Consider the following 14,049-nt stretch of genomic DNA (forward strand, 5'->3'; position numbering starts at 1 on the left):
ATGTTGAAAGTCGAAGTCTATCGTTACAACCCGGATATCGATTCCGCGCCGAAAACCGAGACCTTCCAGGTCGACACCGGTGGCAAGGATCTGATGGTGCTGGACGTTCTGGCGCTGATCAAGGAGCAGGACGAGGGTTTCTCCTATCGTCGCTCCTGCCGTGAAGGCGTGTGCGGTTCCGATGGCATGAACATCAACGGCAAGAACGGCCTGGCGTGCATCACGCCGCTGTCGGCCGTGGTCAAGGGCAACAAGCTGGTGTTGCGCCCGCTGCCTGGCCTGCCGGTCATTCGTGACCTGGTCGTCGACATGAGCATCTTCTACAAGCAGTACGAGAAGGTGAAGCCGTTCCTGCAGAACGACACCCCGGCGCCGGCTATCGAACGCCTGCAGACGCCTGAGGAACGCGACAAGCTGGACGGTCTGTACGAGTGCATCCTGTGCGCGTGCTGTTCGACCTCTTGCCCGTCGTTCTGGTGGAACCCTGACAAGTTCCTGGGTCCTGCCGCGCTGCTGCAAGCCTATCGTTTCCTGGCCGACAGCCGTGATACCAAGACCCAGGAGCGCCTGGCGTCCCTGGATGACCCGTTCAGTGTGTTCCGCTGCCGCGGGATCATGAACTGCGTCAACGTTTGCCCCAAAGGTCTGAACCCGACCAAGGCAATCGGCCACGTACGCAACATGCTGCTGCAAAGCGGCACCTGATTGAAGCAAGTGTTGTACCCGTAGCACACCAAGGTGCGGGCCTCAGCCCGCACCGCGGTGAAACTCGAGTCGGGGGCTCACAAAGCCCAGGCTCTTACCTATGAAGATATGAGACCAGCAGGGGCTTCCGGGCTGGTACCCGGAAAATCTGCAGGATCCTCGGTGGCTTGGTTCAGTCGCTGTTCTAGGGCTTTTCCCATTCGCTGTGGCTCTTGCCGATCAGTCCCCTAACCGAGGGTGACCAAGCATGCAAGAAAGCGTGATGCAGCGCATGTGGGAAAGCGCCCACCTTTCAGGTGGTAACGCTGCATATGTGGAAGAGCTCTACGAGCTCTACCTGCACGACCCTAACGCTGTGCCAGAAGAGTGGCGCACCTACTTCCAGAAGTTGCCCGCCGAAGGCAGCACCGCTACCGATGTATCGCACTCGACGATCCGCGACCATTTCGTATTGCTGGCGAAGAACCAGCGCCGCGCCCAACCGGTATCTGCCGGGAGCGTGAGCAGTGAACACGAGAAGAAGCAGGTTGAAGTATTGCGATTGATCCAGGCCTATCGCATGCGCGGTCATCAGGCTGCCAAGCTCGACCCCTTGGGGTTGTGGCAGCGACCTGCGCCCGTAGACCTGTCGATCAATCATTACGGCTTGACCAATGCCGATCTTGATACGACCTTCCGTGCCGGCGACCTGTTCATCGGCAAAGAGGAGGCGAGCCTACGCGAAATCCTCGACGCGCTGCAGAAGACATATTGTCGCACCATTGGCGCCGAGTTCACCCACATCGTCGATTCCGAGCAGCGCGGCTGGTTCCAGCAGCGTCTCGAAAGCGTCCGTGGCCGCCCGGAATTTTCCGCCGACGTGCAGACTCACCTGCTTGAGCGCATCACCGCGGCCGAGGGCCTGGAGAAGTACCTGGGTACCAAGTACCCAGGTACCAAGCGCTTCGGTCTGGAGGGCGCCGAAAGCCTGATCCCGATGCTCGACGAGATGATCCAACGTTCCGGTTCATACGGCACCAAGGAAGTCGTGATCGGCATGGCCCACCGTGGCCGTCTGAACGTGCTGGTCAACACCTTCGGCAAGAATCCGCGTGAGCTGTTCGACGAGTTCGAAGGCAAGAAGAAGGTCGAGCTCGGTTCCGGTGACGTGAAATACCACCAGGGCTTCTCGTCCAACGTGATGACCGCCGGTGGCGAAGTCCACCTGGCCATGGCGTTCAACCCTTCCCACCTGGAGATCGTCTCGCCGGTGGTGGAAGGTTCGGTCCGGGCCCGTCAGGACCGCCGCAACGATACCGTCGGCGACAAGGTCCTGCCGATCTCCCTCCACGGTGACGCGGCATTCGCCGGTCAAGGCGTGGTCATGGAGACCTTCCAGATGTCGCAGACCCGCGGTTTCAAGACCGGCGGCACAGTGCACATCGTGATCAACAACCAGGTTGGCTTCACGATCAGCAACCCGCTGGATTCGCGTTCCACCGAGTACTGCACCGACGTCGCCAAGATGATCCAGGCGCCGATCCTGCACGTCAACGGTGACGATCCGGAAGCGGTGATGTTCGTGACCCAGCTGGCCATCGACTATCGCATGCAGTTCAAGCGTGACGTGGTCATCGACCTGGTCTGCTACCGCCGCCGCGGCCACAACGAGGCGGACGAGCCCAACGGCACCCAGCCGCTGATGTACCAGCAGATCACCAAGCAGCGCACCACGCGCGAGCTGTATGCCGAAAGCCTGATCCAGGCAGGCCGCATCGACGCCGATCGCGCCCAGACCAAGATCGACGAGTACCGCAGCGCGCTCGACAATGGCCTGCATGTGGTCAAGAGCCTGGTCAAGGAGCCGAACAAGGAGCTGTTCGTCGACTGGCGTCCGTACCTGGGACACGCCTGGACTGCGCGCCACGACACCCGCTTCGACCTCAAGACCCTGCAAGAGCTGTCGGCCAAGCTGCTCGAGCTGCCGGAAGGCTTCGTCGTCCAGCGCCAGGTCTCGAAGATCTACGAAGACCGCCAGAAGATGCAGGCCGGCGGCTTGCCGATCAACTGGGGCTACGCCGAAACCATGGCGTACGCGACCCTGGCGTTCGAAGGTCACCCGATCCGCATGACGGGTCAGGATATCGGCCGTGGCACCTTCTCGCACCGCCATGCGGTGCTGCACAACCAGAAGGACGCCAGCACCTACATCCCGCTGCAGAACCTCTATAAAGGCCAGCCACGTTTCGACCTGTACGATTCGTTCCTGTCCGAAGAGGCGGTCCTGGCCTTCGAATACGGTTACTCGACCACCCAGCCGAATGCGCTGGTAATCTGGGAAGCCCAGTTCGGTGACTTCGCCAACGGTGCCCAGGTGGTCGTCGACCAGTTCATCACCAGTGGCGAGCACAAGTGGGGCCGTCTGTGCGGCCTGACCATGCTGCTGCCGCACGGCTATGAAGGGCAGGGGCCTGAGCACTCCTCGGCGCGTCTGGAGCGTTACCTGCAACTGTGTGCCGAGCACAACGTGCAGGTCTGCGTGCCAACCACGCCAGCGCAGATCTATCACCTGCTGCGCCGTCAGGTCATCCGTCCGCTGCGCAAGCCGCTGATCGTACTGACGCCCAAGTCGTTGCTGCGCCACAAGCTGGCAGTCTCGACGCTCGAGGACCTGGCCGAAGGCTCGTTCCAGACCGTGATCCCGGAAATCGACACCCTCGATCCGGCCAAGGTCGAGCGCCTGGTGCTGTGCAGCGGCAAGGTCTACTACGACCTGCTGGAAAAACGCCGTGCCGAAGGCCGTGAAGACATCGCCATCGTGCGTATCGAACAACTGTATCCGTTCCCTGAGGATGATCTTGTCGAGATCCTCGCGCCGTACACCAACCTGAAGCATGCAGTGTGGTGTCAGGAAGAACCGATGAACCAGGGCGCCTGGTACAGCAGCCAGCATCACATGCGCCGTATTCTGGGCCGCCACAACAAGGCGCTGTTCCTGGAGTACGCCGGCCGTGACGCTTCGGCGGCACCCGCCTGCGGTTACGCTTCGATGCACGCGGAGCAGCAAGAAAAGCTGCTCAAAGATGCCTTCAACGTTTAATGCCTTCGCGCACCAGAAATCGAATTTAAGGAATTACTGATAATGGCTATCGAGATCAAAGCGCCTACTTTCCCGGAATCGGTTGCCGATGGCACCGTTGCCACCTGGCACAAGCAACCGGGCGAGGCCGTCAAGCGTGACGAACTGATCGTCGACATCGAGACCGACAAGGTCGTCCTGGAAGTGCTGGCCACTGCTGATGGCGTGCTGGGTGCAATCGTCAAGGGCGAGGGCGATACCGTCCTGTCCGACGAAGTCCTGGGCTCGATCCAGGAAGGCGGCGTTGCTGCTGCCGCACCTGCTGCAGCCCCGGCAGCCGCTGCTCCTGCCGCCGCCGCGGCTGCCGGCGACGAAGACGCCATTGGCGCTCCGGCCGCGCGCAAGCTGGCTGAAGAAAACGGTATCGCCCTGAACAGCATCAAGGGCACTGGTAAAGACGGCCGAATCACCAAGGAAGACGTGGTTGCCGCTGTCGAGGCGAAGAAGTCCGCTCCCGCCGCCGCACCTGCCGCCAAGCCAGCCGCCGCTGCTCCGGTCGTGACCGCCACTGGCGACCGCACCGAGAAGCGCGTGCCGATGACCCGCGTGCGCGCCACCGTGGCCAAGCGCCTGGTCGACGCCCAGTCGAACATGGCCATGCTGACCACGTTCAACGAAGTCGACATGACCGAAGTCATGGCCCTGCGCTCGAAGTACAAGGACCTGTTCGAGAAGACCCACAATGGCGTTCGCCTGGGCTTCATGTCGTTCTTCGTCAAGGCCGCCACCGAAGCACTGAAACGCTTCCCTGCTGTCAACGCCTCGATCGATGGCTCGGACATCGTCTACCACGGCTATGCCGACGTCGGCGTGGCTGTCTCCAGCGACCGTGGCCTGGTTGTGCCGGTACTGCGCAACGCCGAGCAGATGAGCCTGGCCGAAATCGAGAACGGCATTGCCACCTACGGCAAGAAGGCCCGTGATGGCAAGCTGTCGATCGACGAAATGACTGGTGGTACCTTCACCATCACCAACGGTGGTACATTCGGCTCGATGATGTCGACCCCGATCGTCAACCCGCCGCAGGCGGCTATCCTGGGTATGCACAACATCATCCAGCGCCCGATGGCGGTCAATGGGCAGGTGGTCATTCGCCCGATGATGTACCTGGCGCTGTCCTACGACCATCGCCTGATCGATGGCAAGGAAGCCGTGACCTTCCTGGTAACCATCAAGAACCTGCTGGAAGATCCGTCTCGCCTGCTGCTGGACATCTAATCAATAGCTGCAAGTTGCAAGCTGCAAGCTTCAAGCTGAAGCGGGTCGTCTTGCAGCTTGCGGCTTGAAGCTTGAAGCTGATAAGGAATCTTTTATGACCCAGAAATTCGACGTGGTAGTGATTGGTGCAGGTCCTGGCGGCTATGTGGCCGCCATCAAGGCCGCACAGCTCGGCCTGAAGACTGCCTGCATCGAGAAGTACACCGATGCCGAGGGCAAGCTGGCCTTGGGCGGTACCTGCCTGAACGTCGGTTGCATTCCATCCAAGGCGCTGCTGGACAGCTCCTGGAAGTACAAGGAAGCCAAAGAGAGCTTCAACGTACACGGTATCTCCACTGGCGAAGTCAAGATGGACGTCGCTGCGATGGTCGGCCGCAAGGCCGGTATCGTCAAGAACCTGACTGGCGGCGTCGCCACCCTGTTCAAGGCCAACGGCGTGACCTCGATCCAGGGCCACGGCAAGCTGCTGGCGGGCAAGAAAGTCGAAGTCACCAAGGCCGACGGCACCACCGAAATCATCGAAGCCGACAACGTGATCCTGGCCTCCGGCTCGCGTCCGATCGACATTCCGCCGGCCCCGGTCGACCAGAACGTCATCGTCGACTCCACCGGCGCCCTCGAATTCCAGACCGTACCCAAGCGCCTTGGTGTGATCGGTGCTGGCGTCATCGGCCTGGAGCTGGGTTCGGTATGGTCGCGCCTGGGCGCTGAAGTCACCGTGCTGGAAGCCCTGGATACCTTCCTGATGGCCGCCGATGCCGCGGTTTCCAAGGAAGCCCAGAAGACCCTGACCAAGCAAGGCCTGGACATCAAGCTGGGCGCTCGCGTAACGGGCTCCAAGGTCAACGGCGAAGAAGTCGAAGTGACCTACACCGACGCCAACGGCGAGCAGAAGATCACCTTCGACAAGTTGATCGTCGCGGTCGGCCGCCGTCCGGTGACTACCGACCTGCTGGCCGCCGACAGCGGCGTGAACATCGACGAACGTGGCTATATCTTCGTCGATGACCAGTGCGCGACCAGTGTTCCTGGCGTGTTCGCCATCGGTGACGTCGTGCGCGGCATGATGCTGGCGCACAAGGCTTCGGAAGAAGGCATCATGGTCGTCGAGCGCATCAAGGGCCACAAAGCCCAGATGAACTATGACCTGATCCCTTCGGTAATCTACACCCACCCGGAAATCGCGTGGGTCGGCAAGACCGAACAGGCCTTGAAGGCCGAAGGCGTTGAGGTTAACGTGGGCACCTTCCCGTTCGCGGCCAGCGGCCGTGCGATGGCGGCCAACGATACCGGTGGTTTCGTCAAGGTCATCGCCGATGCCAAGACCGACCGCGTACTGGGTGTGCACGTGATTGGCCCATCGGCTGCCGAACTGGTTCAGCAGGGTGCGATCGCAATGGAATTCGGCACCAGCGCCGAGGACCTGGGCATGATGGTCTTCTCCCATCCGACCCTGTCCGAAGCGCTGCATGAAGCCGCACTGGCAGTGAATGGCGGCGCCATTCACGTTGCCAACCGCAAGAAGCGTTAAACAATAAGAAACCACGGCAGACAGCCCGTCGTGAGTCTTGTGCGCATGACTCACCGCGGAACCTCTGCCGGACCGGGCCCGGGGGACCACCCTCGCGTTGACGGTCACAGGTGGCGCGGCGCCGGCAACGGCGCAGCGCCGAAGCGCAGTACCTAACGAAGACGGTATAAAGCATGAATCTTCACGAGTATCAGGGTAAGCAGCTGTTCGCTGAATACGGCCTGCCAGTTTCCAAGGGTTTCGCAGTCGACACCCCTGAAGCTGCAGCAGAAGCCTGCGACAAGATCGGTGGTACCGAGTGGGTTGTAAAAGCCCAGGTCCACGCAGGTGGTCGCGGCAAGGCGGGCGGCGTCAAGCTGGTTCGCAGCAAAGAGGACGCCAAGGCGTTCGCTGCGCAGTGGTTGGGCAAGAATCTGGTCACCTACCAGACCGACGCCAACGGTCAACCTGTCTCCAAGATCCTGGTCGAATCCTGCACTGACATCGCCAAGGAGCTGTACCTGGGCGCTGTAGTCGATCGTTCGAGCCGCCGCATCGTGTTCATGGCGTCCACCGAAGGTGGCGTGGACATCGAGAAAGTCGCTCACGAAACCCCCGAGAAGATCATCAAGGCCACCATCGATCCACTGGTCGGCGCTCAGCCGTTCCAGGGCCGCGAGCTGGCGTTCCAGCTGGGCCTGGAAGGCAAGCAAGTCACTCAGTTCGCCAAGATCTTCGTTGGCCTGGCCAAGCTGTTCAAGGATCACGATCTGGCGCTGCTGGAAGTGAACCCGCTGGTCATCAAGGCCGATGGCGACCTGCACTGCCTCGATGCCAAGCTCAACATCGACGCCAACGCCATGTACCGCCAGCCCAAGCTGAAGACCTTCCACGACCCGTCGCAGGACGACGCCCGTGAAGCCCACGCCGCCAAGTTCGAACTGAACTATGTCGCGCTGGAAGGCAACATCGGCTGCATGGTCAACGGTGCCGGCCTTGCCATGGGTACCATGGACATCGTCAACCTGCATGGCGGCAAGCCAGCCAACTTCCTCGACGTAGGCGGCGGTGCCACCAAGGAACGCGTTACCGAAGCGTTCAAGATCATCCTGTCCGACAGCAATGTCGCGGCGGTACTGGTCAACATCTTCGGCGGCATCGTTCGTTGCGACATGATTGCCGAGGGCATCATTGGCGCAGTGAAGGAAGTCGGTGTGAAAGTACCGGTTGTCGTCCGTCTGGAAGGCAACAACGCCGAGCTGGGCGCTAAAGTACTGGCAGAAAGCGGTTTGAACATCATTGCGGCAACCAGCCTGACCGACGCTGCTCAACAAGTTGTCAAAGCTGCGGAGGGCAAGTAATGAGCGTCCTGATCAATAAAGACACCAAAGTCATCTGCCAGGGCTTCACCGGCTCGCAGGGTACTTTCCACTCCGAACAGGCCATCGCCTACGGCACCAAGATGGTCGGCGGCGTGACCCCAGGCAAGGGTGGCACCACTCACCTGAACCTGCCTGTGTTCAACACCGTGAAAGAAGCGGTAGAAGCCACCGGCGCAGACGCCTCGGTCATCTACGTTCCGGCTCCTTTCTGCAAGGACTCGATCCTTGAAGCGGCCCTGGGCGGCATCAAGCTGATCGTCTGCATCACCGAAGGTATTCCTACCCTCGACATGCTGGATGCCAAGGTCAAGTGCGACGAGCTGGGTGTTACCCTGATCGGCCCTAACTGCCCAGGCGTGATCACTCCAGGCGAGTGCAAGATCGGCATCATGCCAGGTCACATTCACTTGCCAGGCAAGGTCGGTATCGTTTCGCGTTCCGGCACCCTGACCTATGAAGCGGTCAAGCAGACCACGGACGCCGGTTTCGGTCAGTCCACCTGCGTCGGTATCGGCGGCGACCCGATCCCAGGCTCGAACTTCATCGACATCCTGAAGCTGTTCCAGGAAGACCCGCAGACCGAAGCGATCGTCATGATCGGCGAGATCGGCGGTTCGGCTGAAGAAGAAGCGGCTGCCTACATCAAGGCAAACGTGACCAAGCCTGTCGTTTCCTACATCGCTGGTGTGACTGCCCCTGCGGGCAAGCGCATGGGCCATGCGGGCGCCATCATCTCCGGTGGCAAAGGCACTGCGGACGAGAAATTCGCCGCACTGCAGGACGCAGGCGTGAAAACCGTGCGTTCGCTGGCTGACATCGGCAAGGCCTTGGCCGAGCTGACCGGCTGGGAAGCCAAGAAGTAATAAAAACTGCCCCCACGCAGTTCTACAAAGGCCACCTCCGGGTGGCCTTTGTGTTTCCGGTTTTGGTTGCGCACCGAATTGCTGAAAAATTGATCAGCCCTATAGGAAAATTCTTACGGACTTTTCCTGCCCCCCAGCCAATAATCTCCGTCGATCCGTCGGACAGGCAGCACTATGCCAGTGCGTTTGCTCAACAAATTCGTTACCCTACGCATCCATATTATGCTTGTGCCCCAAAAGGGAACGACACGCTAAACGGGTCTGGCTCACCAAGCCGGGCAGCATTTCCCCCACCCTCAGGGAAATTCCCCTCTCGACTCCCGATTTCAGCAGTGTGGTACTTCCTAGAATGAAAGTCTTGAAAGGCCAGGATATCCTGGCGCTTGGTTTTATGACGTTTGCGCTTTTCGTAGGCGCGGGCAATATCATCTTCCCGCCTATTGTCGGCCTGCAGGCAGGGCCTCACGTGTGGATGGCGGCCATGGGCTTCCTGGTGACCGCCGTGGGCCTGCCCGTGATCACCGTGGTGGCGCTGGCCAAGGTCGGCGGCGGCATGGACGCGTTGAGCAGCCCGATCGGCAAGTTCTTCGGCGGCCTGCTGGCAGCCGTGTGCTACCTGTCGGTCGGCCCGCTGTTCGCCACCCCGCGTACAGCAACCGTGTCGTTCGAAGTGGGCGTTGCACCGCTGACCGGTGAAAGCCCGCTCGCGCTGTTCATCTATAGCCTGGTGTACTTCGTTGTGGTGCTGGCCGTCTCCATGTATCCCGGCAAGCTGCTCGATACCGTGGGGCGTTTCCTCGGGCCGCTGAAGATTGTCGCCCTTGCCGCGCTGGGTATCGCCGCGTTCATGCTTCCAGCCGGCAGCGTCGGCGAGGCGCAGCCTGCCTATGCGGCCTCGGCGTTTTCCCAGGGCTTCATCAATGGCTACCTGACCATGGATACCCTGGGCGCGCTCGTGTTCGGTATCGTAATCGTCAACGCCATCCGCTCGCGCGGTGTCGAGTCGCCCCAGTTGATCACCCGCTACGCGATCATTGCGGGCCTGATCGCCGGTGTCGGCCTGGCCCTGGTGTACGTCAGCCTGTTCCAGCTGGGCTCGAGCAGCCATGGCATCGCGGCTGGCGCCACTAACGGTGCGGCGGTCCTGCATGCCTATGTACAGCACACCTTCGGTTCGCTGGGCAGTGGTTTCCTGGCCGTGCTGATTGCCCTGGCATGCCTGGTGACTGCGGTTGGCCTGACGTGTGCGTGCGCCGAGTACTTCAGCAATATCCTGCCGTTGTCGTATCGCGCCCTGGTGGTGATCCTGGCCGGCTTCTCGCTGGTGGTCTCGAATCTGGGCCTGACCAAGTTGATCATGTTCTCGATTCCTGTGCTGACCGCCATCTACCCGCCGTGCATCGTCCTGGTGGGTTTGAGCTTCTGCAAGGGCCTGTGGAACTCGCCGGTCCGTGTACTGGCCCCGGTGATGCTGGTTTCCCTGGTCTTCGGCATTGTCGATGCGATCAAGGGCAGCAGCCTTGGGCATGTGCTGCCGGACGCCGTGTCGCATCTGCCGCTGAGCGAGCAGGGCCTGGCCTGGCTGGTGCCGTCGGTAGCAGCCTTTGGCGTCGCCGTGGTCTGCGACCGCCTGCTTGGCAACCCGCGCGAAGCGCTGGCCTGATGGTTTGAACCCAAGGCGCCGAAGCCGGCCACAAGCCTGAAGACCTCGACCCTTGGCCGATACCGAAACCCCGCATCCCCTGGATGCGGGGTTTTTTGTTACAACGACGTGTCTTTTACGGCAACCAAGCGTCGAAAGCCGGTCTATACCTTCTCTGCATCAGCGATAAGGGACGTGCATGAGTTTCATACAGAGCAATTTGGGTAATCTGCTGGCGGCGTGCTGGTTTGTCATCTGTTGGGGCGGCTACACCCGCTATGCCACCTGGAAAGCGCGCGACACGGCCTGTCTGGCCAGCGTTCTGCACTTGTACCGGGAAGACTGGATGCGCCGCATGCTGCTGCGCGACAACCGTATTGCCGACGCCAGCGTGATCGGCAACCTGGAGCGCAATGCATCGTTCTTCGCGTCTAGTACCCTGATCATTCTCGCGGGCATTCTGACCGTGCTGGGCGCTTCGGACAGGGCGCTTTCCTTGCTGGCCGATCTGCCGCTGGTGCAGCAGACCTCGCAAGGGATGTCGGAGATCAAGCTGCTATGTCTGGCGACTGTATTCGTCTACGCCTTTTTCACCTTCAGCTGGTGCATGCGCCAGTACAACTTCGCCGCGGTACTGGTCGGCTCGGCACCGATGATCGGTGAGCGTCTGGTCAACGAGCTGGAGCGCAAGGCATTTGCCTTGCGAGCTGCGAGGGTGTTGTCGCTTGCGGCCAACCAGTTCAACTTCGGCCTGCGCTCCTATTACTTCGGCATGGCCATGTTGAGCTGGTTCATCAGTCCGTGGTTGTTCATGTTGGTTAACATTGGCGTGGTATTGATCCTGTACCGCCGCGAGTTCCACTCCGATGTCCTCGAAGTGATGACCTTCACACCGACCGAAAGTACGCCCGTGGAAACGGGTAGGGATGTCGCCAATACACTCAACTGAATCGTTAAAGCCTGAACTTTTCATCGCCCATAAAAAAACCCGACAGCGTCGGGTTTCTTTATGAACTGCCGGATTACTGCTTGGCAGGTTCCGCTGGAGCAGCTGGTACGGCCGGGCTAGCTGGAGTGTTTTCCGGCGCTGGGGCAGTATTTGCCTCTTCAGCGGCCTTGCGCTCGGCTTCAGCCTGGTCTTTCGCGGCTTCGGCGTTTTCCTCGGCAGCGTCGTTCATCTTGTCCTGAGCGTCGCCCATTTTCTCCTGAGCGTCTTGACGATGTTCCTGAGCGTCCTGGGCTTTGTCTTCGCTGGCTTTATCGCACGCAGCCAGACCCAGAGCAGCAGCCAGCATCAGAGCAAAAGCAAAAGGTTTACGCATGGGTTGTCTCTCCTTGTGTGGAATAACTTACTTGTTCCTTCGAGCTCAAGTAAGGGAATTTAGTTCCACGGAGAATACAGATATATAAGTCTCGGATCTACATAGACTTTTTATCGGCCTTGTGTATTGCAGAGCACCTCGCGAGGGCCGGGTATTGCACGAGTGATACAGCAATGACACCCAGGCCCATCGTTACGCATGGACACATTTCAAGATCGAAGACGCGCACAAGCCCTTGAAATAGCGATGGCAGCCCCCATCTGGTGGACATCCCGCCGTGAAAGCGAGCCTCGGCATCTAGCCCGGCCGCTGCACGACAACTGCCATCAGATCGGAGTTTTGAAGACCATGAGTGTTGAGACTCAAAAGGAAACCCTGGGCTTCCAGACCGAGGTGAAGCAACTGCTGCACCTCATGATCCACTCGCTGTACTCGAACAAGGAAATCTTCCTTCGCGAGCTGATTTCCAACGCCTCTGACGCTGCCGACAAGCTGCGCTTCGAGGCCCTGGCCAAGCCCGAGCTGCTCGAGGGCGGCGCCGATCTGAAAATCCGCGTCAGCTTCGACAAGGACGCCGGCACCGTGACCCTCGAGGACAACGGCATCGGCATGAGCCGTGACGATGTGATCGCCCACCTGGGTACCATCGCCAAGTCGGGCACCGCCGACTTCATGAAGAACCTGAGCGGCGACCAGAAGAAAGACTCGCACCTGATCGGCCAGTTTGGTGTGGGTTTCTACTCCGCATTCATCGTCGCCGACAAGGTCGATGTGTTCTCCCGTCGTGCCGGCCTGCCGGCTGGCGAAGGCGTGCACTGGTCTTCCAGGGGCGAGGGCAGCTTTGAAGTCGCCACCGTCGACAAGCCAGAGCGTGGCACCCGGATCGTCCTGCACCTGAAAAAGGGTGAGGAAGAGTTCGCCGATGGCTGGCGCCTGCGCAACGTCGTCAAGAAGTACTCGGACCACATCGCCTTGCCGATCCAGCTACCAAAGGAGCAGGCCGAAGCGGTTGAAGGCGAAGAGCAGCCTGCCGCCGAATGGGAAACCGTCAACCGCGCCAGTGCCCTGTGGACTCGTCCTCGCACCGAGATCAAGGACGAGGAGTACCAGGAGTTCTACAAGCACATCGGCCACGACTTCGAGAACCCGCTGGCCTGGAGCCACAACAAGGTCGAAGGCAAGCTCGAGTACAGCTCGCTGCTTTATGTACCGGCCCGTGCGCCATTCGACCTGTACCAGCGTGAAGCGCCTCGGGGCCTGAAGCTGTACGTCCAGCGCGTGTTCATCATGGATCAGGCGGAGTCCTTCCTGCCGCTGTACCTGCGTTTCACCAAGGGCGTGGTCGATTCCAACGACCTGTCGCTGAACGTTTCGCGAGAAATCCTGCAGAAGGACCCGATCATCGATTCGATGAAGTCGGCCCTGACCAAGCGCGTGCTGGACATGCTGGAAAAACTCTCCAAAAACGAGCCCGAGCAGTACAAGGGGTTCTGGAAGAACTTCGGCCAGGTCCTGAAGGAAGGTCCTGCCGAAGACTTCGCCAACAAGGAAAAGATCGCCGGCCTGCTGCGTTTCGCCTCCACCCAGGACGAGACCGGCGAGCAGAGCGTTGCCCTGGCCGACTACCTGGCACGCGCCAAGGAAGGGCAGGACAAGATCTACTACCTCACCGGCGAATCCCACGCCCAGGTCAAGAACAGCCCGCATCTGGAAGTCTTCCGCAAGAAAGGCATCGAAGTGCTGTTGCTGACCGACCGCATCGACGAGTGGCTGATGAGCTACCTCAACGAGTTCGACGGCAAGGCCTTTGTAGATGTCGCTCGTGGCGATCTGGACCTGGGCAACCTGGATTCGGAAGAAGACAAGAAGGCTCAGGAAGAAGTCGCCAAGGACAAGGAAGGCCTGGTCGAGCGCCTGAAGGCCGCCCTGGGTGAAAGCGTCAGTGAGGTGCGTGTCTCTCACCGCCTGACCGATTCGCCGGCGATCCTGGCCATCGGTGAGCAGGACTTCGGCCTGCAGATGCGCCAGATTCTAGAGGCGAGCGGCCAGAAGGTTCCGGATTCCAAGCCGATCTTCGAATTCAACCCGGCCCATCCGCTGATCGAGAAGCTGGACAACGAGCAGAGCGAAGACCGCTTCGCCGAGTTCTCGCACATTCTCTTTGACCAGGCAGCCCTGGCGGCTGGTGACAGCCTCAAGGACCCCGCAGCCTACGTTCGTCGCCTGAACAAGCTGCTGGTCGAGCTATCTGCTTGAGTTGATGCAAGGCAAAGCCCGCTTCGGCGGGCT

At 60.4% G+C, this 14,049-nt stretch carries 10 protein-coding genes; 9 read left to right on the forward strand and 1 reads right to left on the reverse strand.

The features are described from left to right. From AC0ZZU_RS21580 to AC0ZZU_RS21615, 8 genes are all read left to right on the forward strand, one after another. The gene (locus tag AC0ZZU_RS21580) at positions 1 to 705 is read left to right on the forward strand and encodes a succinate dehydrogenase iron-sulfur subunit (RefSeq protein ID WP_476343315.1); all 705 of its coding nucleotides are present in this window, start codon (positions 1 to 3) and stop codon (positions 703 to 705) included. Between the two features lie 247 nt (positions 706 to 952). Then, entirely contained in the window at positions 953 to 3,784 is a 2,832-nt protein-coding gene (locus AC0ZZU_RS21585) for a 2-oxoglutarate dehydrogenase E1 component (protein WP_476343316.1), read from the forward strand. 42 nt (positions 3,785 to 3,826) lie between these two features. Beyond that, positions 3,827 to 5,041, forward strand: coding sequence for a 2-oxoglutarate dehydrogenase complex dihydrolipoyllysine-residue succinyltransferase (gene odhB, locus AC0ZZU_RS21590; protein ID WP_476343317.1), 1,215 nt, complete (start codon positions 3,827 to 3,829; stop codon positions 5,039 to 5,041). Positions 5,042 to 5,135: 94 nt separating this feature from the next. Next, on the forward strand, positions 5,136 to 6,572 hold the full coding sequence (lpdA, locus tag AC0ZZU_RS21595) for a dihydrolipoyl dehydrogenase (protein WP_158461913.1): 1,437 nt from the start codon (positions 5,136 to 5,138) through the stop codon (positions 6,570 to 6,572). Between the two features lie 173 nt (positions 6,573 to 6,745). Beyond that, positions 6,746 to 7,912, forward strand: a complete 1,167-nt coding sequence (gene sucC, locus AC0ZZU_RS21600) for an ADP-forming succinate--CoA ligase subunit beta (protein ID WP_476343318.1) — start codon at positions 6,746 to 6,748, stop codon at positions 7,910 to 7,912. Next, complete coding sequence (gene sucD, locus AC0ZZU_RS21605; protein WP_158461915.1) at positions 7,912 to 8,796, forward strand: succinate--CoA ligase subunit alpha; 885 nt, start codon at positions 7,912 to 7,914, stop codon at positions 8,794 to 8,796. Before sucC ends, sucD begins: the two co-directional genes overlap by 1 nt. Positions 8,797 to 9,145: 349 nt before the next feature. Further along, positions 9,146 to 10,459, forward strand: a complete 1,314-nt coding sequence (brnQ, locus tag AC0ZZU_RS21610; RefSeq protein ID WP_476343319.1) for a branched-chain amino acid transport system II carrier protein — start codon at positions 9,146 to 9,148, stop codon at positions 10,457 to 10,459. Between the two features lie 178 nt (positions 10,460 to 10,637). After that, positions 10,638 to 11,387: a DUF599 domain-containing protein gene (locus tag AC0ZZU_RS21615; RefSeq protein WP_476343320.1), complete on the forward strand. Its 750-nt coding sequence runs from the start codon at positions 10,638 to 10,640 to the stop codon at positions 11,385 to 11,387. A 73-nt stretch (positions 11,388 to 11,460) separates the two neighbouring features. Here the strand turns inward: AC0ZZU_RS21615 and AC0ZZU_RS21620 are convergent, their stop codons facing one another. Then, positions 11,461 to 11,760 (reverse strand): hypothetical protein, encoded by a 300-nt coding sequence (locus AC0ZZU_RS21620; protein ID WP_476343321.1) that lies wholly within the window; start codon positions 11,758 to 11,760, stop codon positions 11,461 to 11,463. A gap of 348 nt (positions 11,761 to 12,108) precedes the next feature. Between AC0ZZU_RS21620 and htpG the strand changes: the two genes are divergently transcribed. After that, on the forward strand, positions 12,109 to 14,016 hold the full coding sequence (gene htpG / locus AC0ZZU_RS21625; protein ID WP_476343322.1) for a molecular chaperone HtpG: 1,908 nt from the start codon (positions 12,109 to 12,111) through the stop codon (positions 14,014 to 14,016). Positions 14,017 to 14,049 lie beyond the last annotated feature (33 nt).

Source organism: Pseudomonas sp. JE3303, assembly GCF_056312565.1.